At 28.8% G+C, this 26,317-nt stretch carries 28 protein-coding genes and 1 tRNA gene; 2 read left to right on the top strand and 27 right to left on the bottom strand.

What is annotated here, in order from left to right; all coding sequences use genetic code 11:
• Nucleotides 1-26: 26 nt before the first annotated feature.
• The 18 genes from radC to K0039_RS05540 all read right to left on the bottom strand — a co-directional run bounded on the left by radC (nucleotide 27) and on the right by K0039_RS05540 (nucleotide 15,490).
• Entirely contained in the window at nucleotides 27-683 is a 657-nt protein-coding gene (gene radC, locus K0039_RS05455; protein ID WP_228104198.1) for a RadC family protein, read from the bottom strand.
• A gap of 44 nt (nucleotides 684-727) precedes the next feature.
• Nucleotides 728-1,312 (bottom strand): Maf family protein, encoded by a 585-nt coding sequence (locus tag K0039_RS05460; protein ID WP_228104012.1) that lies wholly within the window; start codon nucleotides 1,310-1,312, stop codon nucleotides 728-730.
• 244 nt (nucleotides 1,313-1,556) lie between these two features.
• The gene (locus K0039_RS05465; RefSeq protein WP_228104013.1) at nucleotides 1,557-2,552 is read right to left on the bottom strand and encodes an RnfABCDGE type electron transport complex subunit B; all 996 of its coding nucleotides are present in this window, start codon (nucleotides 2,550-2,552) and stop codon (nucleotides 1,557-1,559) included.
• Nucleotides 2,553-2,568: 16 nt separating this feature from the next.
• Complete coding sequence (rsxA, locus tag K0039_RS05470; protein ID WP_228104014.1) at nucleotides 2,569-3,147, bottom strand: electron transport complex subunit RsxA; 579 nt, start codon at nucleotides 3,145-3,147, stop codon at nucleotides 2,569-2,571.
• A 16-nt stretch (nucleotides 3,148-3,163) separates the two neighbouring features.
• Nucleotides 3,164-3,757 carry an electron transport complex subunit RsxE gene (gene rsxE / locus K0039_RS05475; protein ID WP_228104015.1) on the bottom strand — a complete coding sequence of 198 codons (594 nt, stop codon included), beginning with the start codon at nucleotides 3,755-3,757 and terminating at the stop codon, nucleotides 3,164-3,166.
• 17 nt (nucleotides 3,758-3,774) lie between these two features.
• Nucleotides 3,775-4,341 (bottom strand): RnfABCDGE type electron transport complex subunit G, encoded by a 567-nt coding sequence (locus tag K0039_RS05480; RefSeq protein WP_228104016.1) that lies wholly within the window; start codon nucleotides 4,339-4,341, stop codon nucleotides 3,775-3,777.
• Nucleotides 4,334-5,320, bottom strand: coding sequence for an RnfABCDGE type electron transport complex subunit D (locus K0039_RS05485; protein WP_228104017.1), 987 nt, complete (start codon nucleotides 5,318-5,320; stop codon nucleotides 4,334-4,336). Before K0039_RS05485 ends, K0039_RS05480 begins: the two co-directional genes overlap by 8 nt.
• Before the next feature lie 18 nt (nucleotides 5,321-5,338).
• Nucleotides 5,339-6,679, bottom strand: coding sequence for an electron transport complex subunit RsxC (gene rsxC, locus K0039_RS05490; protein WP_228104018.1), 1,341 nt, complete (start codon nucleotides 6,677-6,679; stop codon nucleotides 5,339-5,341).
• Between the two features lie 238 nt (nucleotides 6,680-6,917).
• The gene (locus K0039_RS05495) at nucleotides 6,918-7,832 is read right to left on the bottom strand and encodes a hypothetical protein (RefSeq protein WP_228104019.1); all 915 of its coding nucleotides are present in this window, start codon (nucleotides 7,830-7,832) and stop codon (nucleotides 6,918-6,920) included.
• Between the two features lie 141 nt (nucleotides 7,833-7,973).
• The gene (locus K0039_RS05500) at nucleotides 7,974-9,293 is read right to left on the bottom strand and encodes a C40 family peptidase (RefSeq protein WP_228104020.1); all 1,320 of its coding nucleotides are present in this window, start codon (nucleotides 9,291-9,293) and stop codon (nucleotides 7,974-7,976) included.
• Between the two features lie 26 nt (nucleotides 9,294-9,319).
• The gene (locus K0039_RS05505; protein WP_228104021.1) at nucleotides 9,320-9,691 is read right to left on the bottom strand and encodes a VOC family protein; all 372 of its coding nucleotides are present in this window, start codon (nucleotides 9,689-9,691) and stop codon (nucleotides 9,320-9,322) included.
• Nucleotides 9,692-9,780: 89 nt separating this feature from the next.
• A complete protein-coding gene (locus tag K0039_RS05510) occupies nucleotides 9,781-10,629 on the bottom strand; it encodes an endonuclease/exonuclease/phosphatase family protein (protein WP_228104022.1) in 849 nt (282 codons plus the stop codon).
• Nucleotides 10,610-11,218 carry a hypothetical protein gene (locus tag K0039_RS05515; protein ID WP_228104023.1) on the bottom strand — a complete coding sequence of 203 codons (609 nt, stop codon included), beginning with the start codon at nucleotides 11,216-11,218 and terminating at the stop codon, nucleotides 10,610-10,612. The genes K0039_RS05510 and K0039_RS05515 overlap by 20 nt, the downstream gene beginning before the upstream one ends.
• A gap of 313 nt (nucleotides 11,219-11,531) precedes the next feature.
• Nucleotides 11,532-11,924, bottom strand: a complete 393-nt coding sequence (locus K0039_RS05520; protein ID WP_228104024.1) for a DUF3887 domain-containing protein — start codon at nucleotides 11,922-11,924, stop codon at nucleotides 11,532-11,534.
• A gap of 20 nt (nucleotides 11,925-11,944) precedes the next feature.
• Nucleotides 11,945-12,670: a YhfC family intramembrane metalloprotease gene (locus tag K0039_RS05525; protein ID WP_228104025.1), complete on the bottom strand. Its 726-nt coding sequence runs from the start codon at nucleotides 12,668-12,670 to the stop codon at nucleotides 11,945-11,947.
• A gap of 19 nt (nucleotides 12,671-12,689) precedes the next feature.
• On the bottom strand, nucleotides 12,690-14,000 hold the full coding sequence (locus K0039_RS22155; protein ID WP_228104026.1) for a sensor histidine kinase: 1,311 nt from the start codon (nucleotides 13,998-14,000) through the stop codon (nucleotides 12,690-12,692).
• Nucleotides 14,000-14,716, bottom strand: coding sequence for a LytR/AlgR family response regulator transcription factor (locus K0039_RS05535; RefSeq protein ID WP_228104027.1), 717 nt, complete (start codon nucleotides 14,714-14,716; stop codon nucleotides 14,000-14,002). Before K0039_RS05535 ends, K0039_RS22155 begins: the two co-directional genes overlap by 1 nt.
• Nucleotides 14,717-14,935: 219 nt before the next feature.
• Complete coding sequence (locus K0039_RS05540; protein ID WP_228104028.1) at nucleotides 14,936-15,490, bottom strand: helix-turn-helix domain-containing protein; 555 nt, start codon at nucleotides 15,488-15,490, stop codon at nucleotides 14,936-14,938.
• Nucleotides 15,491-15,701: 211 nt separating this feature from the next.
• On the opposite strand from K0039_RS05540, the gene alr reads away from it, so the two are divergent.
• On the top strand, nucleotides 15,702-16,847 hold the full coding sequence (gene alr, locus K0039_RS05545) for an alanine racemase (RefSeq protein WP_228104029.1): 1,146 nt from the start codon (nucleotides 15,702-15,704) through the stop codon (nucleotides 16,845-16,847).
• Nucleotides 16,848-16,990: 143 nt separating this feature from the next.
• Here the strand turns inward: alr and K0039_RS05550 are convergent, their stop codons facing one another.
• From K0039_RS05550 to polA, 7 genes are all read right to left on the bottom strand, one after another.
• Nucleotides 16,991-17,398, bottom strand: a complete 408-nt coding sequence (locus K0039_RS05550) for a bacteriohemerythrin (protein WP_228104030.1) — start codon at nucleotides 17,396-17,398, stop codon at nucleotides 16,991-16,993.
• Nucleotides 17,399-17,700: 302 nt separating this feature from the next.
• The gene (locus K0039_RS05555) at nucleotides 17,701-18,729 is read right to left on the bottom strand and encodes a branched-chain amino acid aminotransferase (RefSeq protein ID WP_228104031.1); all 1,029 of its coding nucleotides are present in this window, start codon (nucleotides 18,727-18,729) and stop codon (nucleotides 17,701-17,703) included.
• 165 nt (nucleotides 18,730-18,894) lie between these two features.
• On the bottom strand, nucleotides 18,895-19,107 hold the full coding sequence (locus K0039_RS05560) for a heavy-metal-associated domain-containing protein (protein ID WP_228104032.1): 213 nt from the start codon (nucleotides 19,105-19,107) through the stop codon (nucleotides 18,895-18,897).
• Nucleotides 19,108-19,132: 25 nt separating this feature from the next.
• The gene (locus K0039_RS05565; RefSeq protein WP_228104033.1) at nucleotides 19,133-20,803 is read right to left on the bottom strand and encodes an ABC transporter substrate-binding protein; all 1,671 of its coding nucleotides are present in this window, start codon (nucleotides 20,801-20,803) and stop codon (nucleotides 19,133-19,135) included.
• Nucleotides 20,803-21,360, bottom strand: coding sequence for a lytic transglycosylase domain-containing protein (locus K0039_RS05570; RefSeq protein WP_228104034.1), 558 nt, complete (start codon nucleotides 21,358-21,360; stop codon nucleotides 20,803-20,805). Before K0039_RS05570 ends, K0039_RS05565 begins: the two co-directional genes overlap by 1 nt.
• Nucleotides 21,353-21,955: a dephospho-CoA kinase gene (gene coaE / locus K0039_RS05575; protein ID WP_228104035.1), complete on the bottom strand. Its 603-nt coding sequence runs from the start codon at nucleotides 21,953-21,955 to the stop codon at nucleotides 21,353-21,355. Before coaE ends, K0039_RS05570 begins: the two co-directional genes overlap by 8 nt.
• 8 nt (nucleotides 21,956-21,963) lie before the next feature.
• The gene (polA, locus tag K0039_RS05580) at nucleotides 21,964-24,618 is read right to left on the bottom strand and encodes a DNA polymerase I (RefSeq protein WP_228104036.1); all 2,655 of its coding nucleotides are present in this window, start codon (nucleotides 24,616-24,618) and stop codon (nucleotides 21,964-21,966) included.
• Between the two features lie 272 nt (nucleotides 24,619-24,890).
• On the opposite strand from polA, the gene K0039_RS05585 reads away from it, so the two are divergent.
• A tRNA-Leu gene (locus tag K0039_RS05585) sits at nucleotides 24,891-24,976 on the top strand.
• A 48-nt stretch (nucleotides 24,977-25,024) separates the two neighbouring features.
• Here K0039_RS05585 and K0039_RS05590 read toward each other — a convergent pair.
• Nucleotides 25,025-25,951 carry a DUF1848 domain-containing protein gene (locus K0039_RS05590; protein ID WP_228104037.1) on the bottom strand — a complete coding sequence of 309 codons (927 nt, stop codon included), beginning with the start codon at nucleotides 25,949-25,951 and terminating at the stop codon, nucleotides 25,025-25,027.
• A gap of 74 nt (nucleotides 25,952-26,025) precedes the next feature.
• The gene (locus K0039_RS05595; protein WP_018591571.1) at nucleotides 26,026-26,283 is read right to left on the bottom strand and encodes a phage holin family protein; all 258 of its coding nucleotides are present in this window, start codon (nucleotides 26,281-26,283) and stop codon (nucleotides 26,026-26,028) included.
• Nucleotides 26,284-26,317: the final 34 nt, after the last annotated feature.

A 26,317-nucleotide genomic window follows, 5' to 3' on the forward strand; every position in this document is an offset into this window, starting at 1 on the left:
AATACACCTTCCTTACTTTATTCTTATTAAATCAACAGATTCTCTTTAAAACTGAAATAAACTCCGTCCCCTATTATGATATGATCTATAACTTCTATGCCCATAATTTCACCACAATCTTTTAGCCTACTTGTTACGTTTTTATCTTCTTTTGAAGGCTCACAGCTTCCAGATGGATGGTTATGTAGTAAAATAATCTTATTACTACTTCTTCTTATTGCCTCTCTAAAAACTTCTCTAGGATGAACAAGGGATGAATTTAGAGTTCCCACAGAAATGTCCACATCAGTTATTATTTCATTTTTTGTATTTAAAAGAACTACCTTAAAAATTTCTTTATATTGATATCTTAAACTCTCCATATAGTATTTATATATGTCCCAAGGGTTTTTGATTTTATACTTTGCAGGCTTATATGATGCTATCCTACTAGCTAATTCTAAGGCTGCCTTAATTTGAAGTGCTTTAGTTTGTCCTATACCATTAATGCTTTTTAGCTCTTCAAACGTTAAGTCTTGTAAATATCTGATATTATCAGATTTGTCTATAATAGCTTGGCCTAGTTGAATTGCATTTGATTCTTTAGTCCCAGTTCTTATAAGTATAGCTAATAATTCTGCATCAGATAAACTATTTGCGCCATTTAGAATCATTTTTTCTCTTGGTCTTTCTTCTAATGTCATATCTCTAATTGTCATTAATGAATTAGAAGACTTTTTCAGTTGAATCAACCTCCGTAAAAAAGATTTATTTTAAAGTGATCCTTTAAGCAGTCACTTATTTTTGATATTGGAAGCCCTACTATATTAAAGTAGTCGCCTTGAATATTTTTAACTAATAGTCCTCCATACCCTTGTATTCCATAAGCTCCAGCTTTATCTAAAGACTCTTTTGTATTCAAATAATCTTTTATACATTCTTCGGATAATTCTTTAAAAGTTACTTGACTAACCTCACAATCAATAACTTTTTTGTTTAAACTTAAATTTATCAAAGCGAAACCAGTGATTACATAATGAGTTTTCCCTGACAATAACTTAATCATGTTGTATGCTTCTTCTTCGTTTTTAGGTTTTCCCAAAATTTGGCCATTTATGACAACGATTGTATCTGCACCAATTACTAGTGATTCTTTATTGTTATTTGCCACATCTAATGCTTTTTCGTATGCAAGTCTCATTACTGTTTCTTTTGGTGATTCATCTGCTTTGATAACTTCATCAACTTGACTTTCTTTTACGGAAAATCTCACCTTAGTATTTTCTAAGATTTCTCTTCTTCTAGGTGATTTCGATGCTAAGATTATATCCATTCTCTCACCTCACCTTGTACTATTATTTTGTACTAATTAAGTTTATCATTATATTGTAAAAATTTCAATGTTAATGTCGAGTCTTTTGATTACATAATTGTTATATTTATAATTTTTTTATTCTAAAATAATCAGAAAGCTTATATTATTTGATTTTAAACAAAAATAAAGGTATGGATTATTTCCATACCTTTATTTTAACCATATTTAAAATATTTTAACATCTATTTTATAACATGTCTTATTAGTTAGTTGCTTTAATCTCTTCATCAACTAAACTCATTGCACCCTTTTTACATTTTGGTAAACATAAATGGCACCCTTTACATTTATCTTGATCAATTTTGTGTGGTTGTTTCTTTTCGCCTTCTATTGCACCAAATTTACATGCTCTTGCACAAGCAGTACATCCTATACATTTTTCTTCGTCTATAGTAACTTTTCTTCTGTCACTTATATCTCCTGATATAACTTTTGTTGGACATTTTGCTACACAGACTTTACAACCTATACACTTTTCTTGATCTATTACTGCAAGCTTATTATCTATAATTATAGCTTCAACTGGGCAAACTTTAGCACAAGCTCCACATCCAATACATCCAGCTGAACATTTTACTTTTACTGCTTTACCAAATTCATGGCTATTACATTTTACAAATACTTCTTTACTAGCTGGCTTTTCTACTATTAACGCCTTTGGACATGCTTCTTTACATTTACCACAATTTACACATTTTTCTTCATCTATTACTGCTACACCATTTTCTATTTTAATAGCATCAAATTTACATACAGAGACACAAGTTCCAAATCCTAAACATCCTGCACTACAAGCTTTTGAGCCACCTATTAAAGCTGCTGCTGCTCTACAATCTTTTAATCCTTGATGTTCATATTTATCTTTTGCTTTGTCACAAGTACCGCTACATTTTACTGCTGCTACCATTTTTTCTGAACTATCTACTGCTACACCCATTATTTCTCCAACTTTGGCAGCAACTGCTGCTCCACCAACTGGACATCCGTTAACTGGTGCATCTCCTTTAGCTATTGCTGCAGCTAATCCTCCACATCCTGGGAATCCACAACCACCACAGTTAGCTCCTGGAAGTACTTCAAGTATTTTTTCTTCTTTTTCATCTACTTCAACTGCAAATTTTTTAGATGCATAGGCTAATATTGCTCCGAAGATTAATCCTAATCCACCTAAAATTATAATTGCTTTAATTATGCTCACAAAATCACCCCCTGTTTTATAGTTTTATTAATCCTGTAAATCCTAAGAAAGCTATTGACATTAACGCTGCTGATATCAACGCTATCGGATATCCCTGGAATGATTCTGGTATATCTGCTAATTCTAGTCTTTCTCTTATTCCTGCGAACAACACTATTGCAAGTGTAAAACCAACACCTGCACCTGCACCATTTATTAACGTCTCAACTATATTGTAGTTGTTTTGTACGTTAACTAATGCTATACCTAGCACAGCACAGTTTGTTGTTATAAGTGGTAAATACACACCTAATGCTTGATATAATGAAGGACTTGATTTTTTTATAAACATTTCAACAAATTGAACTATCGATGCTATTACTAGTATAAACGCTATTGTTTGTAAATATCCTGAAGTACCTGTTAAATCTAACAATTTTTGTATAAAGAAAGTTATTACAGATGCTAAAGCTAGAACGAAAGTAACTGCTACCCCCATCCCTGCAGCTGTATCAACTTTTTTAGAAACACCTAAAAATGGACATATACCTAAGAATTGTGATGTTATAACATTATTGACAAGCACAATACTTAGAAATAATAATATATAATTCATATGACTTCCCCCTTAATTACGCTTTTTTCTTTACTACTTTATTAAATAGTGCCATTAAGAATCCTAAAGTTAAGAATGCACCTGGAGGTAGTATAAATAATAAAGCTGGCTCATAAGAAGCTCCTAATATAGCAAAGCCAAATATTGTTCCTGCTCCTAAGATTTCTCTAACTGCCCCTAATATTGTAAGAGCTAAAGTGAATCCAAGACCCATTGCCATTCCGTCAACTGCTGATTCTACTGGCCCATTTTTTGATGCATATGCTTCTGCACGAGCAAGTATTATACAGTTAACAACTATTAATGGAATATATAATCCAAGCGCCTTATCTAACGAAGGCACAAATGCTTTTAAAACCATTTGCACTATTGTAACGAATGTTGCTATTACAACTACAAATGCTGGTATTCTTATTTTATCTGGTATTACTTTTCTAAGTAGTGATATAGCTATATTTGAACACGCCAAAACTACAGCCGTTGAAAGACCCATACCCATACCATTTATGGCAGAACTTGTTACAGCTAGAGTTGGACACATACCTATAACTTGAACAAAGGTTGGATTCTCGTCTATAATACCATTTTTAAATATTTTTCCTAGACTCATATTATTGTCCCCCTATCCTATTTATTAATGCTATCATATACTGCTACTGCTGCATTAACTCCAGTTGTTACAGCTGTAGATGTAATAGTAGCTCCTGATATTGCTTGTATTTCTGTCTCTCCTGGAGTTCCACTTTTTATAACACTAAGTTCTGTTGCTGGTTTTCCTGAAAATTGTCCATAAAAAGCTTCCTCTTTTGCCTTAGCACCAAGTCCTGGTGTTTCAGTCATATTACCTATATTAATACCTGATATAGTTCCATCAGATTTTATACCTACCATAATTTCTATACTTCCACCATAACCACCTGGAAGTGCTTTTATAGTATAACCTGCCACATCAGATCCATTTAAACCTTCGTAAACTTCTACAATTTCTACACTACCATCGCTTTTATATTTTGATTTATCTAAAGCTTTAAAATCACTTACTCCTGGTAATACAGTTTGTCTTGCTTCATTATTAGCTTGTTCATTTCTTTGAGCTATTATTGGCTCAGTTATTTGGTTTGTTCCTGCTAATAAACCGGCAGCTATGGCACATATTACAAATAAGTTTAATCCTAATTTTAATATATTATTCACTCTTAGCCACCTCCCCAAATACTCTGTTATTAACATATTTATCTATTAATGGTGTGGCAACGTTCGCTAATAATATTGAGTATGAACATCCTTCTGGATAACCACCATATAACCTTATTACTGTTGCAATAACACCAGCTAAAATAGCATAAATAATTTGTCCTTTTTTCGTCATAGGCGACGTTGTATAGTCAGTTAACATGAAGAATGCACCTAACATAACACCACCTGCTAATATTTGGAACATTGCAAACTCAAAACTAAATCCACCTAATAAGAAACTTAATATAAATATTGTACCTAAATAACATACTGGCATTATATAAGAAATAATTCCCTTATAAATTAAATAAGCTCCTCCTAGAAGTATTAGTATTGCACATGTTTCACCTATACTTCCTCCTATATTACCTAAAGCCATATCTAAAAGTGATACTCCATTTTGTTTTAATGGTTCAAGTCCAGCTGCTCCAGATTTTAGGAAACTAAGTGGTGTTGCAGTAGATACTGCGTCTAAACTATTCATAGTTACCCAGTTTACACCAGTTTTAGTCCAAGCAGTCATTGCTACTGGAAATGATGCTAGTAAGAAAGCTCTACCTGCAAGAGCTGGGTTAACAAAGTTATTCCCAATTCCGCCAAATACCATTTTTACAACTATAATAGCAAATGCGCCACCTAATATGCACATCCACCATGGAAGTGCAGCAGGAACGTTAAATGCAAGTAATAATCCTGTTACCACTGCAGAAAAATCTCCCACAGCACTTTTTTGTTTAGTTATTTTTTGACATAAAAATTCTGACCCAACTGTACCCAGTATACAAAAGAACATTACGAATAAAGCATTAATTCTAAAAAAATACACTGCAGCAAGTGCTGCTGGCACAAGGGCAAGTACTACTTGTTTCATTATATAAGACGTATCTTCATTGCTTCTAATATGAGGTGATGATGATACAATAAACTTGTTTTCCATATTTTTTCCCCCTAACTACTATTTGCTAGCCGCTTGTTGTTTTCTTCTCATAGCTTGAATTTGTCTTTTAGCATTTCTTATTGATTCTACTAATGGTCTTCTTGCTGGACATATAAATGAGCAAGATCCACATTCTATACAATCAAGAGCTCTATGTTCGGCTGCTCTTTCAAAGTCACCTTTTAAAGAATTCGCACTTATATATAAAGGTTGTAAAAATGCTGGACATACATCTGTACATCTACCACATCTTAAACAGTTACTTGGTTCATCTATCTTAGCTTCTTCTTCAGATATACATAGAATTCCAGAAGAACCTTTATTAGTAACTACATTTGTTGTATATTGAGTCATACCCATCATAGGTCCACCCATTATAAATTTACCTACTTTTACATCTTCCTTAAATCCGCCACATTGATCAATTATTTCAGAAACTACTGTACCTACTTTTGTTATTAAGTTTGCCGGCTCTTTTATGCAACTTCCTGTTACTGTTGTAATTCTTTCTATTAAAGGCAATCCAGTTTTAATAGTTTTTGCTATTTGAGCAGCTGTTCCAACGTTGTCAACAACAGCTCCTGCAGCTGCTGGTAATGCTCCTGATGGAACTTCTCTTCCTGTACAAGCATATATTAATTGTTTTTCTGCTCCTTGAGGATATTTAACTTCTAGGCCAACTACTTCCACATCGTTAAATCCTTTAGCAGCATTTGTTATAGCTTCTATAGCGTCTGGCTTGTTAACTTCAATACCTATATATCCTTTTTTAACGTTTAGAGCCTTCATTATTACTCTAATACCAAAGACTACGTCTTCAGGATTTTCTACCATAAGTCTATGGTCAGCTGTAAGATATGGTTCACATTCCGCCCCATTTAAAATAACAACATCAATATTTGCATCTGGTGGTGGTGAAAGCTTAACATGAGTTGGGAATGTTGCTCCACCCATTCCAACTATACCTGCTTCTTGGACATATTTGATTATATCCTTTGAGTCCAATGTTTCTAGCTCACCTTTTGGTCCTATACTTTCATCTAATTCTTCTTTAAAGTCATTTTCGATCACAACACAAAGACCTTTTCCTCCTGGAATTTCATGTTCTTCTATACTAATAACTTTTCCTGAAACAGATGAATGTATATAAGTTGATACAAATCCTTGAGGTTCACCAATTTTTTGTCCTTTTTTTACCTCTTGTCCTACTTCAACTATAGGTTTTGCTGGCGCACCTATATGTTGTTGTAGAGGTATATAGACTACTTTTGGAGCCTCTGCTTTTTTTAAAGCTATTTGATTTGTATACTCTTTATTATATGAAGGATGTATTCCTCCTTTAAATGTTAAGAGCTTCATTTTACTACCTCCCCAAACTGTTTTTAACTTTTATGCTATTAACTATAGTATACTATAAAATTTTTAAAAGTTAATAATTGTTAAAAAAATATCCCAATTTACTAATTAGGATAATCATTTTAAACCGTTATTAATATATCAATTTAAAAAATTAAGAATTTATAAATCATTCCATTTTGGCATGTTTCATTTTTATTACATAAAAAAAGGTTGATATAACAACCTTTTTTTATGTTAACTATTTCATTGATTGTACAAATAAGTAATACTGTTGAACTGAAGATAATAACAAACCTTGACTCACATAACCTTTATTTTCATTGGCATTTTTTGATGAAGTCAAAATGTTATTTTGTGTGTCATCTATGTAAGAAATTAAATTATTTTTAAATTTATCCATTTTTGAATAATCAATTTTTTGTGTATTTTTTTTCAAATTTTCTAGTATTGTCTTTCGATTTGTTAAAATTTCATTGTAAGTGGCTAAATCATTTTTGTTTCCATCCCAATATTGACCTTCTTTTTGATAATTTTCAATCAAATCATTTAAACCACTTGCTATATCTTTCATATAAGAATATCTATCTGTATATTCTAAAGATAGCATTGGTACTTCTATTTTTGTTAAAAAAGAGTCAGAAAAGTATGTTCTTGTCTTTTCCAAGCTATTTCTCACCTTACCTTCATCAAAAGAAGAGTACACTTGAAGCTTTTCAGATTTATCTATTGTCATACTTGATGATGGAATTTTATATTGATTCATAACTTCTTCTATTTTTTTCAAATCATTTTTATCTTCTAAAGATGCTACCTGTATTGTATAAACTACCATCTCATTTACACTTGCTACCTGTGAATTTTCTTGCTTTTCATCTTCATCACCTTTTTCCACTTCTTTCAACTGTGACTCAATATTTGATGAAGTAATAACATTACTTTTGTCAAATATATTTTTAAGCCCATTCCATATTGATGCATTTTTTATTGCACTTACTACGTTGACCTTTCCTAACTTGTCCATAAAATCCTTGTCCTTTAAATTTATGTATGTATAAGCCCCCACAATACATAAACATAAGGTAACAGTTATTACTCTCGTTCCATTAAACTTTTTTCTTTTATTGAAATTTTTGTAAAATTTTCTTTTGCTCATAAGTTGCCCCCTCCTAAATGGTTTTTACTAATATATATTTAGAAGATGTCCAATTTATGATATTAATTTACTTATAAATAATTATTATTAAAAAAAACTATGAATTTAGATATTCTCTAACTTCATAGTTTTTTAGCATTATTAAAATCTTCTTGCTCCTAGTAATACTTTTCCATAATATCCCGATAAAGAGTCTATTTTCACCTTATCTGGCCTTGTTTGAGAACCACTGGCATGAATAAATTGGTTATTTCCAATATATATACCCACATGTGAAGTTCTTCCAGGTGTAACTGTAGCAAAGTGTAATAAATCTCCCTTTTTCAAGTTACTTGTTCCTACAGCAGTTCCTACTGTTGCTTGTTCATAAGAAATTCTCGGTAAGTATACCCCCCTCGCATGAAGATATACATAACTTGTAAATCCTGAACAGTCAAATGAATTTGGACCATTTCCACCCCATACATAAGGTTTGCCTAGCTGAGCCTTAGCAAGATTTACTACTGCTTCATCTTTAGATTCACTTGATGTATTATCACCTGGTAATTCTGTTGTAAGATTTATATACTTAGAACTTACCCATCCAGTAATATTAGAACTTGTTTTTATTTGGTTCCAAGAATTAGAACTATTAGTTATGGTTACTACTTCTCCTTTTTTTAAAACGGTTTTAACAGAGTAGTTTGTTCCTGGTCCACTTCTCACATTTAAGCTACCTGCAGATTTTCCATAAGTATCCGTCTTTGATATATAAGAAGATGAAGCCCATCCTATGGTATCATTTGATAATTTTACTTTGTACCAACCATTTGATTCACTTAATAGAAGTACCACTTGACCAGGTTTTAAATAGGTTTTAACAGAATAATTTGTACCTGGACCGCTTCTTACATTTAAGTTTACACTACTGGTTACTTTTCCATTTAAATTCACTTCTGATTCTATAGTATCTTCAGGTTTACTTGAATCATTATTAGAGTTATTAGAAATATTATCCATTGTCTCATCAACATAAGATCCATATATCCAACCACTAGTTCCATTAGATAATTGTATTTTGTACCAACCATTTGATTTATCAGTTATTTTATGTATTGTTCCATTTTTGACAGTAGTTTTAATCTCATAGGATTTTCCTGGACCACTTCTTACATTTAATCTAACTTTACATTTAATTTTTGCATTTAGACTAGCGCTTTCTATTTGAATATATTTATCACTGACCCATCCAGTGCCCTTATTAGGTAACTGAACTTTTAACCAACCATCACTTTTTTCTAATATTGCGACAACATCACCTTTATATAAGCAACTTTTTATGCTAGTATCTGTCCCTGGTCCACTTCTTACATTTAATGCACTAACTGCAACTGTTCCTTTTTCCTGTGCATTAACACTAGACTGACCTAAAGATAATGCTAGCGTTCCAACTCCTATAGCTGCAATTACTTTTGTATTCACAGTTATCTCCCCCAAATTTTATCATTCTATTTTTTCTTTGGTAATATTTCTACCCAGTAATTATCTGGATCTGCTATGAAGTATATTCCCATAGCTTTATTTTCAAAACATATACATCCCATTTCTTTATGGAACTCGTAAGCTTTGTCAAAATCTTCTACTTCTAATGCTAAATGGAATTCGTTATCACCTAAATTGTATGGTCTTTCCCAATCTCTTAGCCAAGTTAATTCTAGATTATGAGATGTTACTCCATCACCTAAATATACTATAACAAAACTTCCATCTTCTGAATTTATACGTCTAACTTCCTTTAAACCTAATGCTTTTTCATAAAATTCTAAACTTTTTTCTAAATTTAGTACGTTAAAGTTATTGTGGCAAAATGTGAATTTCATATTATTTCCTCCTTATGTATTACAATACCCTGTATTTGTGTAATTATATATTGTTACATTTTTTTGTACATTACTACAATATTTTATTATTATATTCTCAATTTTGCAATAATCGGATAATGGTCTGACAATTTTTTTATAATAACTCGATAATTTATTGGTACAATATCTTGTGACACAAAAACATAATCTATTCTTTCTATACCCAAAGAAAAGGTAAGAGTGTTTGATTTATCTAATTTTTTAGCTACATCTATACAGTTACTATCAAGATTTATATCTGCAGCATTAAAATCTCCTGCAATAATATAAGGTTCATCACCAAGTCCATCTATAAACGTTTGTAATTCTTTTAATTGTTCTGCTTGTTCTTCTTTATTTGTTCCTAAGTGGACATTAATTATATTTACATTCTTTCCCCTAACATCAATAACTGTATGTAACATACCCCTTTGCTCCTTAGAGCTACTCAGGTATACATGATTTTGTCTAATTATTCTATATTTCGAATAAGTTACCAAACCGTAATTCGAGTTTAGATTTACTACATTTGCACCAAAGTGAGAGTTCATTCCCAATTCTTCCTTTAGACTGCTCACTTGAAATCCTACCTTTGCAGATTCATTTACTTCTTGTAAACAAATTATATCCGCATCACAATTTTTCAAAAAATCTATAATATCAAAAAGAGTCGGAAACATATCCTTGTCTACTCCACTATGTATATTGTAACTTACAATTTTTATATTAGTATTTAAACTACCTTCACCTTTGTTAACATTGCTTACTACTGCACTAGAAATTATAATTAATATTAATAAAAAAAGTTTTTTTAATTTAATATATGACCAACTCCTTTTACACAACTTATTATATATTCTTATCCAAAAATTAAAGACGCCAATAGCGCCTTTAACTTTAATGGTTTTTCTTTGCAACCTTCTCTTTTATTATATAATTAATGACCTTTTTTCTTATATCTTCTGCAGAATCTTCTTCCACTATTTTTATATTTAGAAGTTTTGCTATTGATTTCATATCACCTCTAGTTTTTGATTTATAACTTTCTATTAAATCCTTTTTTATTTTTTCAGGCTCTAACACATATTCTTGACTATTTCTTTTATAAAAAACATATTTTTTAGAGTATGACCCCCTATTGCCATAAATATGCTTTGAAACCTTTTTTAATATTTGATTGTAAGAATTCTTTTTATTTACATCTACTCCCAAGTAGTTAGCAAACTTTATTAACTCTCCTTTTGACTTAAATAGTTCTTGATTTCTAATAATTTTTGCTACTGAAACCATATTTTCTTGATATGCACCATGTTTTAATACTTTTAAATACGTTTTTTGAATATTTGAGTCTTTGCTTATTTTTTTTATATAATCATTTATGATTTTATCTATATTTCCCTCAAAGTATTTTTGTGCTCCTTTTTGAGATACATAATTTTCAAGTTCTTTGCGGGCCATATCAAGTATCATATCTTTCAAATCATCTTTATAATATCTAGATTCCATGATACCTCCCCCTTATTATCAACAATTTTATACTTATTTATTATATTCAAGTAATTTAAAATTGGTGAATTGGCTAAATATTTTCTATTTATGGTTTAATTAATTATATGATTTTTATTTAAAATTATTAAATTGTTTTAAATTTATGTATAAACTATTTTGTTTTGGTAAAACTAGTACTATAAAATCAAACATACTCAATCTCCCCCATTTAGGCTTCTATTTTCCCCATAAATAGAAGCCTTTTTTTACTTAAAACAAAAGTACCTTACATAGTTAAGTTAAGCTAAATTTAACTAGATAAGGTACTTTATTATTTTATATAGAATCCTGTAAGCTTCATATCTTTATTGTAACTTATAGTAAATTGGGCATTTCCATTTTCAAATTTAGATATAATTACAACTGTAGCTTGATCCCCATTTCCTACTACTGCTTCTTTATCAATAGAATCAAATTTTCCTAAATCTTTAGCCATAGGCTCCCAAACTTCTTTTATTTTGTCTGTTACTCCTGCATCTATTAATTCTTGCCCTGACATTTCTTTTATTTTGTCATATTCCTCATTACATAACATTTGAATAACTTTTTCTGTAGTAGTCTTTAACTCTTCTTCATTAAAATCACCACTTAATTTATTTGAAGAGCATCCTGCTAGAATTGCGCAACCTAAAGTTATCATTAAAAATAATCTTAATTTTTTCATTTTATTCCTCCTCAATATTTTTATTTTATATTCTCTAATTTAGTAAATTTCAATTTTAATCTATATATTAAGTATAAAAATCCTAATCCCCAAATTAGTACATATATTTCCATACCTATAGTTCCCATATTAAATATTTGTGGTAAAATACCGATTCCTGCGTCTATTATTCCATGAAGTATAACAGCAGCAAACAAGTAAGTAATTTTATTTAGTCTTACTGAGTACAATACAATCATTGAAAGACCTACATGTACACTTAGTACAAATAACCTTTCCATTCCCATCATAAAAGCATTTATTGTACTCAATCCTGAAGTTTCAAGTAAATTAGGACTAAACAAAAGTGCCACTGCATTTATTCCTACTATAAGTAAGGCCTCCACAGCCCAATGTCCAAAACCAAAGCTTAATCCATCATCATATTTTTGATTATTTTTCAGGAAATATTTGAATCCTATATATCGTCCTACTTCTTCAAAAATGCCGGCAGTTAATCCTAAAAAAATACTATACAAATAAGGATTTAAACTTAACCTCATGTACCAAAGTTTATTTGGTAAGACATAGGATAATAATGGTAATCTTAATATAACTTGAGATATAAAAAACACAAAAACACCTATTAAAAAAGGTTTTAATCTTTGTTTTTTATAAATTATATAGTAAATAAACATTAATATTGGAGTCAAAAATGAAATTACAACACTTAGCACTAATCCTATTTTAGTTCCTATTTCAATCACTTTATTCACTTCCCAATTCTTAATTTGGAATTACAATATTAACTTTAAATTCATGTTCATCAAAATCAATTACTAAGCTGCCTTCATATTTTTCTAAAGTTTTTCTTATATTTTCTAAACCTAATCCATCATGATCAGCCTTAGTACTTTTAATTTTTTTATTTTTCATAATTGGTTTTTCTTTCATAGAATTTACTATATTTATAACTATAAAATCATTAAATTTGTTAAGATGAAATTTTATGTAACTATTATCCTCTGCTTTTTTTGCTGCTTCAATAGAATTATCTAAAATATTTGAAAATATTGTGGTAATATCTATTTCTCTTATAAAATCAAGATTTAACTCTCCTATTTTACAATCAAAATATATATTAGCATTCTTTATAATATGATATTTGTCATTTAAAATAATATTTAATATTCTATTGCTTGTATAATACTTTTGATTTAGTTCATTTAGCATTAAATGAATATCATTTGTATATTTTTTTGCCAAATATTCTTCCTTATTTTCATATAATCTTTCTATGGATTGTAAGTGATTTCTTACATCGTGAATTAGTTTTCGAGATTCTTTATATTTATTTTCCAAATTGTCATAATACTTGTGCTGTAATTCACTTTGTTGGTGATATAATTTAACTTCATTTTGCAAAGTATTATTCTTTGATACAGTATCAAAAATATGAGTTACATATATATTTAAAATTAGTATTAAAACTACGTTTACCACTAACAAAATACTTTCCACAAATCCAGTATATATTTGTAACAAGAAAACCAATGTCATTATATAAATTACACTAAATAGAGGAATAACCAAAAAAGTAAAACTTTGAATCTTACTTATAATTTTTGCTTCACGTCTATTTATAAAGTTTGTAAAAAGTTTTATATAAACATATTCTAAAATTCTAATTAAAAATACGACGGTTATTTGCAAATAAGCTAAACTGGAAAAATAAAATCCACCATAAGATATGACAAAAGATATAAAAAAACTAACTAGCAAATCTACAAATAAAAAACAAAGAGCAAATATACAGTAATATAGTAAATAAAGTTTCGAATCATTATATAAAAAATATCCTATTAGCAATATTCCACTTAGAAATGTAATCATATTTACTAAAACACTTCCTGATGAGGCGCTAAATAATAAGGCAATATTAAATAATATAAATGCAAATATATAAATCATCTTTTTTCTATATATATTTCTATCTACCTTTTTCATAAAATCAAAACAAGCATAAACAATAAACAAACTTCCTATAATTGGCAATATTAAATATGCAACTACGTCAATATAACTATTAATCTCCACTACCCCCTTATCTGTTTCTCAATATGATTACTAAGATAAATATTGAGAGCATTTCTAAATTCGCTGGATTTTTTTTGCGATAAAGGTATTATACTTTCGTCCATCATGTAAATATCATAACCTTTGATGGATTTTACATTATACAAATTTACTACAAAGCTTTTATGGGGCATTTCAAAACCTAAGTCTTTCATTTTATCACTTATCGCTGAAATTTTATCTCTTATAATATAAGTTTTTTCACTTGTTTTCATGAGTATCTTTCTAGATATATATTCAAAGTAATATATTTTCTTTATGTCTACTCTTACCAATTCACCTTCTGTAATAAAGTCTATCAAACACTCTTCATCCTCTTTCATATAAGATAACGCTTCATCAAGTTGTTCATGAAGATTTTTTTCTTTAATTGGTTTTATCAAATAGCCAAAAGCGTGAACACTAAAAGCAGAATATGTGTAGTCTGTGTAATTTGTTACATAAATTATTTTTACTTTTTTATCGTAAATTCTAATTTTTTTAGCTGTTTCTATACCATTAATACCATTCATATCTATGTCTAAAAATATAATGTCAAACGTTTCTTCACTTTCTAGTAACTCTTCTCCATTTTTATATGAGTAGATTTGTAAATCTTTTATCTTATAACTTTCTATTATTTCCTTTGTATGATTAAGGATGATTACATCATCATCACAAATAGCTATTTTAATCATTAATAATTCCCTCTCCCCTTGCTTATTTTCATTATATCTTCTTAAAGAGTATAATATCAATAACTCTGCATAAGGTATAGTTTTTTATTCATAAGTTACGGTTAAATTGTCAATTAAAAAATCCCTTAGTTATAAAAACCAAGGGATCACATTTCCTTTATTATCAGTATAATATCTTAAAAATATATACATCTGATATCCTTATATTACTTTATATTGTTAAAAAGATGGTGGCGTAACTGCAAATATTACCTGACATTCTTTATTACTCATATTTTCCCATTTATGTTGAGTAAGTGTTGGAATCTTAACACTATCTCCACAATTCAACTCTATAACTGTATTCATCATATAAAGATTTACTTTCCCATTTATTACATAAGCAACTTCTTCGCCTTTATGACTAAATTGCTCATTTGATGAGGATTCATTTGGTGGTATTGTCATAAGAACGAATTCTATATCACCTTGTAAATTAGGGGTAAGCAACTCATAAGCCAAATTCTCACCATCTTTAAATACCATTTTTTTCCTTTTATTTTTCCTTACTACTAAATTTTCTGTATGGCTATCATTAATAAAAAAATTAAACAAAGGTATATTTAAGGCGTTGGAAATTTGCTTAATTGTATTTAATGATGGGTTTGCAGTTCCTTTTTCTATTTGACTAAGTAAAGAAGATGTTACACCTGTAAGATTTGCTAACTCCTTTATAGTTAATCCTTTTCTTTTTCTATATTCACAAATTTTTTTTGAAATTTCTACATCATTCATTGATTTTACCTCGTTTTTATTTATTATAAAAAGATCTATTGAATAATTATATCAATTATAAATATAATATGCAATTATCTTAAATTATATTTAATTTTTTTCGTTTTTATTAAATTTAATTGACATTATATTTTTTGTATAGTATATTTTAAATAGAATTAAATATTTCAAACAAAAATTTAATTTAATTAAACAGAAAGGTTGATTTATTATGATAAATTCAAGCACATGGGCAGAAATAAATTTAGAAAATATAAAATACAATGTAAATAGCGTAAAAAGTGCATTAAAAGATAACACTAAGCTTTGTTGTGTAATAAAGGCAAACGCTTACGGGCATGGTGGCGTAGAGGTTGCTAAATTCTTAGAAAAGGAAAATGTAGATTTCTTTTCTGTTGCTAGATTAGAAGAAGGTTTAGAGCTTTCTCAAAATAATATAAAAACTCCTATTTTATGTATGGGTTATATTGATAGTTGTAAAATACAACATGCTATAGATAATAATATAAGAATCACAGTATATTCACTTGAAATGGCTAAAAATATTAATAACTTTGCTAAGAAAATAAATAAAAAAGCTTATGTTCATATTAAGTTAGATACAGGTATGAGTAGAATAGGATTCTTAGTAAACGAAGATTCTATTAATGATATAAAAAGAATATTCAATTTTGAAAATATAATTGTTGAAGGTATTTATACTCACTTTGCAAAAGCTGATGAAGCTAATAAAGATGCTACTTTCAATCAAATTTCAAAATATAATAAAGTTATAGAAGCATTAGAATCTGATAATTTAAACGTTCCTATAAGACATGTTTCTAATAGTGCTGCCATACTAGATTTAAGAGATTGTGATTTTAATATGGTTAGATTAGGTGTTTCACTATATGGATGTTATCCATCAGATGATGTTAGTAGAGAAATAGATTTAAAAACTTGCCTTGAATTGAAAACTAAAATAAGCAATATCAAAACTATAGAAAAAGGAACTAGTGTTAGTTATGGAGGTACTTATACAGTTGATAAAGACACTAAAATAGCTACTATACCTGTTGGCTACGCTGATGGATTCCCTAGAACTCAAAAAAATCCAAAGGCATTTGTAAATGGTAGGTTAGTTAATATTGTTGGTAGAATCTGTATGGATCAAACCATGTTAGAAATACCAGATGACCTTGATGTAAATATGGAAGATGAAGTTATTTTAATTGGAGATATTGATGGTATACGAATCGGTAATATTTCTCAAAATGTAGATACTATAGATCATGAAGTTCTATGTAATATAAATAGAAGAGTAAATAGAGTTTATTTAAGCAATGATGATAAATATACAGTAAGTTACGCCCTCTAAAATAATTAACATATAAAAATCAGCTTTGCTCTACTTGAGCTAGCTGATATTATAAAGAAAATACCTAGAGAACTTCTCTAGGTATTTTCTTTATAATATCAGCTAAAAATTATTTATTTGCATAATATATATTTTTAGTTGAATTATTTTAATTTACTTTTTATATGTTGTGCTACTTTAACATCTTCTCTTTTTATGTGATTAATTATCCAATTGCCGACTTTATTATTGATTTCTCCCACCAAAACAATATTTGAACCCTCTGCTAAAAGTTTTTTATGTATATTTTCAACTTGTTCTACAAAATATTTATGATATTTTTTATGATTATTGTAATCAGGGTAATTATATTTTATTTGTAAAGCCTCTTCATGAGCAAAATGTGTTTTTGTATAAGAAGATAAAAATTTCACTGTTCTTTCTAATTCAGTTCTACCTTTCCCCTTGCTACAAGCGTCTAACAAATCATTAATTGCTTTTATTAATTCTTTGTGCTCATTATCAATTTGCATATTCCCTGTTAGTAAATCATCGGACCATTTATATGCCATTTCTCTCCCTCTCAATCTACAATTATTTTGTCAAATGTTACCAAAATAATAGCATTATATTATAATAAAGTCAATTATAAGTCATAAAGTTGCCCTCTTTTACATTATAATTACAGCTACTAAAAATTCAATCTCCAAAAACTATAATATTAATATACTCACTATTTATATATTAATATTATCAATGCATTTTTAATGTAAATTATAAAATAAAAAACTATTTTGAATTTTACCCAAAGGAAATACATTCAAAATAGTTTTCATAATGACTAATTTTTATCTAAATATTTTTATATTCTCTATTAATCAGCTATTACTTTTATCCAACCTTCTGGTGCTTCAATTTTACCCATTTGTATTCCTGTTAATGTATCATATAATTTTTTACAAATTGGTCCCATTTCAGTTGTTCCATTTGGGAAGCATATTACTTCATCCTTATAAGTTACCTTTCCAACAGGTGATAATACTGCTGCTGTTCCACATAAAGCACATTCTGCAAAATCCTTTAATTCTTCCACATGTACTTCTCTTTCTTCCACTTCTAGTCCAAGATATTCTTTTGCAACGTGCATTAAAGAACGACGTGTTATTGATGGTAGTATAGTATCAGATTTTGGTGTAACTATCTTTTCATCCTTTGTTATAAATATAAAGTTTGCTCCACCTGTTTCTTCAACTTTTGTTCTTGTTTCAGCATCTAAATACATGTTTTCATCAAATCCATTTTCATGAGCAACTTGAAGTGCATGTAAACTCATAGCATAGTTTAAGCCAGCTTTTACATGACCTGTACCATGTGGTGCTGCTCTATCAAAATCACTTACGCATATACTAAGTGGCTTAACTCCTCCCTTAAAGTATGGCCCAACAGGCGTTGTGAATGCTCTGAATTGGAATTTAGTATCTGGTTTTACCCCTATTACTGATCCACTTCCAAATATATATGGTCTTATATATAATGTTCCTCCACTTCCAAATGGTGGTACAAAATCAATATTAGCCAATACAACCTGCTCTATAGCATCTAAGAATTTTTCCTGTGGTATTATCGGCATATGCAGTCTTCTTGCTGAATCTGCTAAACGTTCAGCATTAAGGTCCGGTCTAAATATAACTACCTTTCCCTCCTCTGTTCTGTAAGCTTTTAAACCTTCAAAACAAGTTTGTGCATACTGTAAAACCCCTGCACATTCATTAATTACAACATTTGAATCTTCTGTTAAAATTCCTTCATCCCAAGTTCCATGCTCATAATTAGATACATATCTTTTAGCAGTTTGTCTGTAATCAAACCCTAAGTTTTTCCAGTCTAGATTTATTTTTCCCATGTTACCCCTCCTAAATCTATTTTTAAAGTCCTTTATATTATAATACACCTAGCCTTTTAATACAATTCTATAGATTTTTAAAAATAGAAAAAGGAATATTATATAAATATTCCTTTTTATCAGATATAAATTATTTTATTTGTATCAATTTATTTTATTTTTAATTTATTCTACGCTTATTAAGTTAAAACCTAAATCCTCTATTAATTCTTTAACTTTTTCAATATCTACACTATCCTCCATATTAACAATAGCATACTTTCCATCTAAATTAACTTCTAAGACCTCTACTCCCGTAATATCTTCTGTTAGAACATCTTTTAAATTTGCCACACAGTGGCTACATCTCATTCCTTCAATAGATAACTTTCTTTCCATGTAGTTTTTCCTCCTGTTAATTAGTTTATTTACTCATTTGTAAGTTCGAAATTCCTTTATAAATATCAAAATCGTTAGGATGAATAGTTCCTTCAAGTCTCTTATTAGATACTACAAAATTATCTAATATTCCTAAAGATATAAACGAAGCTTTTTCAGCCACATATTTTTGAATTTGGTCATATATCTTTTTTGTTTCATCATCTGATTTAGAATTCCCTAAGGATTTAATATAAGTTGATAATTCCTTATCTTTTATATTACATGCTTCTAATATACCTCTAGCATCTGGAATACTTGATAAAGAGTAACCAACTACTGCTAAATCATAGTCTTTAGAATCGATAGCTTTCGTTAAATCTTTTTCATTTAATTCTTTTACCACACTTTTAATTCCTATTGAGGCTAAATTTTGTCTTATGATATTTGCAACCTTTATTCTTTCACCATTACTGTCAGATACTACTATATTTAATTCTACTTGATTTAACATTGCTTTCATTTCTTTTTTTGAAATCTCTGAGTTAGCTGATATACCAGTAGAATTATCTTCTATTATACCTTGTGAGCTTTGTTTACTTGATTCAGCTTGTTTTTGAGATTCTAAAGATTCATTCACTGATTTAAGTCCTTCAGTTAAATATTCTATTGCCTTCTCTTTATTAAATGCTAATTTATCAATATCTTTATTATAATATTTGCTATTTGTGTTAAGTGGGAAATATGATAAGGTTGCATTTCCTACATAAGCTTCTTTTAAAAGTTTCTCTCTATCTATGGCAGATATTATAGCTTTTCTAAAACTCACATTGTTTAAAAATTCATTATTGTAATTAAACATAACCATTTCATAATCTCTACCTTCGTAGTTAGTTATATTAAATTCTTTCTTTTTCTCGAACTTACTTAATTCTGATAAATCTATACTTGCAATATCACTGTCTAATGCAAGTACCATCTGTGTTTGAGATTCCTTATCAGGAACTAATTTTACAAATATCTGTTTTCTATTTTCTGGTAGATTCCCAAAATATTCTTCATTTCTCTCAAGAATAATATATTTTCTATCCACATAATCCTTTATTTTATAAGGTCCGTTTCCTAAAAGGTTGTATTTATACTGGCTTACCTCATCGGTTTTTAGGTTACCTAGTCTTTCCTTTGAAACAATAGGGAACGTTAATTTATCTATTGCAAAAGGATCATTTTCTTTCAAATTAATAGTAAAATTTTTGCTGTCACTTATATGTATTGATTCAATATTTTTTACTAAGTCTGCATAAGGACTATCATTAGTTTTTTTGATTAAATCCACAGTAAAGCTAACATCGCTAGAAGTTACCTCCTTGTTATCATGCCAAGCAGCATCAGAATTTAATTTAATATTTATACTTTTTCCATCTGAAGACTTTGTATATTTTTCAACTAACCTTTGCTCCACGTTGTAATTTTCATCAATTTCGAATAAACCATCATAAATCAAATTCATTATATATCCTACTGACTTATCTTTGTTTAGTATAGGGTTTATAGTAGTTGGAAATAACATCGTCAAATGAATGTAATTAGATTCTTGAATATTTAATTCATTTATCTCGTCATTATTATTTTTATTTTCTTTTTCTTTAGCACATCCTACAGTTCCCAGAACTATGGTTAAAACTACGGCTAGAAGTTTTATTAATTTTTTCTTCATTAGTTCCTTCCTTCCTTGCTGTATAACATATTATATTGCTCATAATTTTTCTTTACTTTAATTACATATTTATCAGTTTCAGAAAAAGGTATAGTATGTAAGTTTTCTCCGTCCTTACTAAACTCTTCATCTGACAGCCATTTTCTTACATTTCCAGAACCACCATTATATGCTGCAACGACTAAGTCAGTTTTTCCGAATTCTTTATATAAGGTGTTAAGATACCAACAACCTATTCTTATGTTAGTTTCTGGATCATAAACATCTATATCATCATTTAACTCTAACTCTTCTATTGCCCAATCTCTTGTAATATCTGCAATTTGCATCAAACCTTTTGCACCTCTACGTGATAGTGCTTCTTCATTAAATTTACTTTCTGCTTTTATAATACTATAAACTAAATTTTCATCTAGATTATATTCCCCTGCATATTTTTGCACATATACAGAGTACTTTCTTGGGTAGAGTAATGTTTTTATTCTGCCCCCTTCTAGATAAATTGCTCCGCCTAAGATTATAATAACAGATAAAATTATAATACTCTTCTTATACACTCCAATTCTCCTTTATATAATTCAAAAATATAAAAGCCTTTTTCTTCAACTCGTCAATTGTACCTGAATTATCTATTATATAATCTGCATATTTCGCCTTATTTTCTTGACTCATTTGAGATTTTATTCTACTAAGTGCCTCCTCAGTAGAACAATTATCTCTATTTTTTATTCTTTCAATTTGTATATCTTCATTACAAGTAACTACTAGTAATTTATCAACAAAATTTAAATAATCTGACTCAACAAGTAGCGCTGCATCTAGTATTACTATTTTTTTATTCTGCTTTTTATACTCATCAATTTGATTACTTACATTTTGTCTTATTACTGGATGAGTTAATTTGTTAAGTTGAATTAATTTTTTGTCATCATTAAAAACTATTTTTCCTAAAGCCTTTCTATTTAAAGAACCATCATGATTTTTTATATCATTTCCGAAAGTATCATATACTTTCTTAAGTAAATTTTCATCATTATAAATTTGTCGTGCAATAATATCTGCATCAACTATATCTATATTTTCCTCAATAAATATTGTAGACAAGCTACTTTTTCCACAGCCAATATTCCCAGTTAACCCTAAAATAAGCATACTTTCACCTACTTAGTTTCATACCATGAATTGCCAACATTTAAATCCACATCTAGATGTACTTGTAAATTAACTGCCGATTCCATTTCTTCTTTTACTATTTTGCATACTTTATCTATTTCTTCTTCCACTGCCTCAACTATAAGTTCATCGTGTACTTGTAATATTAGTTTTGATTTAAGTTGCTCATCTTTTAATCTATTATATACATTAACCATAGCTATTTTTATGATATCAGCTGCGCTTCCTTGAATAGGAGCATTCATGGCAAATCTTTCACCTTGTTTTCTCACCATAAAATTACTTGAATTTATTTCTGGTATATATCTTCTTCTATTAAACTCAGTTAATACATAACCTTTTTCTTTTGCCTGTTCAATAACTTTGTCCATAAAATACTTTATTCTAGAGTAATTTGCAAAATAACTTTCTATATAAGCCTTAGCTTTTGCCACAGGTATATTTAAATCTTGTGATAAACCAAAATCTGTTTTACCATAAACTATACCAAAGTTTATAGCTTTAGCTTCACTTCTTTGTGTAGAGTTAACTTCATTTACATCTACATTGAATATTTGTGATGCTGTTTTTGAGTGAATATCTATATGATTTTGGAATGCTTCTATCATATGCTCGTCACCACTCATATGAGCTAATACTCTAAGTTCTACTTGAGAGTAATCTGCATCTACTAGTTTTGAGTTTTCATCAGCAATAAATACTTTTCTTATTTCTCTACCCATTTCTGTTTTAACAGGTATATTTTGTAGATTTGGCTCCGTAGATGATATTCTTCCTGTAGTTGTTATTGTTTGATTAAATGAAGAATGAATTCTACCACTTATCGGATTGATTATGTTACTTAATCCTTCCACATATGTTGAGTTTAGCTTAACTATTTGTCTATATTCAGTAATTTTGTCTATTATTTCATGTTTATCTCTAAGCTTTTCTAATACATCTGCATTTGTAGAGTATCCTGTTTTAGTTTTCTTAATTACTGGTAATTCTAGCTTTTCAAATAATATGACTCCCAATTGTTTTGGTGAATTTATATTGAATTTTTCTCCAGCAAGTAAGAATATTTCTTCTTCTAGGTTTGCAATTATATTTTTAAACTTATCTCCAAGCTCTCTTAATTGATTTTTATCAACTGCAACACCATAATATTCCATAGATCCTAATACTTCTACCAATGACATTTCCACATCATAAAATAAGTATTCCATTTCCATATCTTTAAATGCTTTCTCCATAATTGGATATACATTATAAACGATATTTATCATTTCTCCAAAGTATGTACTTAATTCGTCCATATCTAAGTCTTGGAACTTCTTGGCTTTAGCACCTTTTCCTAATATTTCTTCTTCAGATTTTATCTTTTTAGTTAAATATTTCATTGCTATATCACTACATTCATAAGAAGTAGATGATTTTGAATCTATTAAATATTCTCCTATAGCTATATCAAAGAAAATATTATTCATTTCCATATTGTATGGCTTTAAAGCTAGATAATCGTCTTTTAAATTGTAACCTATTTTTTTAATTTCTTCATTGGAAATTATATCTTTTATTAATTCTAATTCTTCACCATTTAAGTAATATATATCACTTCCATTTGAACTCACAAATACATATAGTATATTCTTATCTAATATATTGCCTACTTTTTTTACAATTTTTATAAATAGCTTATTCGTTTTTTCAAGCTCTTTTTTAAATTCTTCCACATTATCTAAATGATTAATATTTAAATTTATCTTTTCTTCTACAGCAGATTCTTCACTTCCACCATCCATAGATAGCACTTGTTTTATTAATGTATTAAATCCAAATTTTTTGAACTCTTCTATTACTGCATTTTTATCATAATCTCCAAAAGATAGTTCATCTAAGCTTACTTCAATAGGTACATCTCTTATAATTGTAGCAAGTTTTTTACTAAATACAGCTTGCTCTTTGTTTTCTTCTATTTTTTTCTTAACGCTTCCTTTTAGCTTATCAGTGTTTTCTATTAAATTTTCAACTGAAGAAAACTCTTTTATAAGTTTTATACCTGTTTTTTCTCCTATACCTGGAACCCCTGGTATATTGTCTGATTTATCTCCCATTAATCCTTTTAAATCTATAAATTGTGTAGGAGTCATTTCATATCTTTCTATAACTGAATCATAGTTGTATTCTTCCACTTCTCCAACACCTTTTTTAGTGATTAATGTAGTTGTTTTGTTTGATGCAAGTTGTATAGCATCTTTATCTCCTGTAACTATGTATACTTTAAAGTCGTTATCTTCTCCCATTTTTGAAACTGTACCGATTAAGTCATCAGCTTCATATCCTGCCATTTCCATTCTATGAATATTAAAAGTATCTAATAATTCTTTTAAGGGCTCTAATTGTTGACCAAGTTCATCAGGCATTTTCTTTCTTCCTGCTTTGTAGTCAGTAAATTCCTTATGTCTAAATGTTGGCGCTTTCATATCGAAGGCAACACTTATATGAGTTGGTTTATAATCATCTATTATTTTAAATAACATTCTAGTAAAACCATATATAGCATTAGTTTTTAATCCATCACTGTTGCTCATGTCTGGTAATGCATAAAATGCTCTATTTATTATCGAGTTTCCATCTATAATTATTAATCTTTTGTCCAAGTTTATCACTCCTATATTTTTCAATATTATATATTTATATATCTTATTATATACCCATATATTATTATTTAATAATACCACAATAATCAAATTATATTAAGGTGTTTAATAAGAAAATCACCTTATATTCATAATTATCAATCATACATTTTTCATGTGCACTGTTATATATACTTTACCTTTTTAAGTATCTTAAAACATTTTTATTATAATTAAATATTCCTTTAGACTTGATTTTAATTCAATCCTTTGTTATAATCTAGTAATAATACGCCGGATTGGTGGAATGGCAGACGCGACGGACTCAAAATCCGTTGGTAGCAATACCGTGTGGGTTCGAGTCCCACATCCGGCACCAATGAAAAAGTAGTTACTAAGAATTTTTCTTTAGTAACTACTTTTTTTATTAAAAAAATGAAATTTGATTATCAATATAACTATGCTGAATAGCCTCTTTAACAATATCACCTTCCATAGAATCTCCAATCAAAAACGGTGAGTTTTTATTATGCTTTCTAAAGTTATCCCTAACAATATCTTTACTATAATTAGCGTAACAATACAAACATCCATGGTAACAAGTATTGTACATACCTATATCGTTGCCAAGCAAGCAGTCACAACTTTCTCTACTTCCCTTTTTCTTAGGTACTTTCAAATTGCTATGTATTGCCCTCTCCAGTACAGGTTGTGTCATACATCCACTACAGTCCACACCAAATTTAGATAATTCATATCCTTCTGCACAAGTTTTTATCTTTATATTATTTTTATTTCCAATAGTCACAAATTCTTTTGCTATAATTTCACGTTCTTCTTTTGATACTTCTCTAACTCCATGAAAATTACGCTTTGTTTTTTCATATAAATCTACAAAACTTATAATACATTCCTGAGTGTATCCAGAAAGACTAGTTGCTATTTTTCCAAAGTTTTCTATATGGCTATTCAAGCTATATTTCTCTGAAATAAAAATAGGATCATATCTCCATGTAATTTTCTCTAGACCTATTATTGGTGATAATTTTTTAAAACTTTCCATTACTTTTTCTTTATTTGGTACATTAGGTTCTATATCTTTATCATAAGGTGTAATTGTAACAAACCAAAACTGGCTAAATCCCTTCAATTCACCTAATCGAGAAATTATAGGTTCCGGATTTTTGGTACAAAAGCAAATACAATCTACCACATCTGGAGATAGTCTATATTTTGTAACTTGACTTGGATAGTATGGATTTCTAGCATAAACATATCCTTCTTTTATTCTATTATAAAACCAATCACTAAAATAAGCTGGTATATCTGTTCTATTTCCTGTATTAATAATCATAAATTGCTTCTTTCCTCCATACTTTCCTTATGATATTCTTTTATTTCTAGTTATCCCTACTTACACTTCATAATCTATTTGTTTTGAATTAAATTTACAAATGCTTGATGAACTCCTGTACTTGCTAAACCTGAAAACATGCCACCTAATATTACATCTGCAGTTACACTCTTATTTATCCATATGTTCAATATGCAACCTGTTACTGCCATTATTAATGGTATGTACTTATTTGGTATAAAGTTTAAGCTACTTTTTATTATATAACCTAAACACAGACATATACCAACAATTACTAAAACTAAATAATCATTTAAAAATCCTAAGTCCATAGTATTCCCTCCTTAAATTTTTCCTCATAATATA

This window comes from Terrisporobacter mayombei, assembly GCF_020748465.1.
GTDB lineage: Bacteria > Bacillota > Clostridia > Peptostreptococcales > Peptostreptococcaceae > Terrisporobacter > Terrisporobacter mayombei.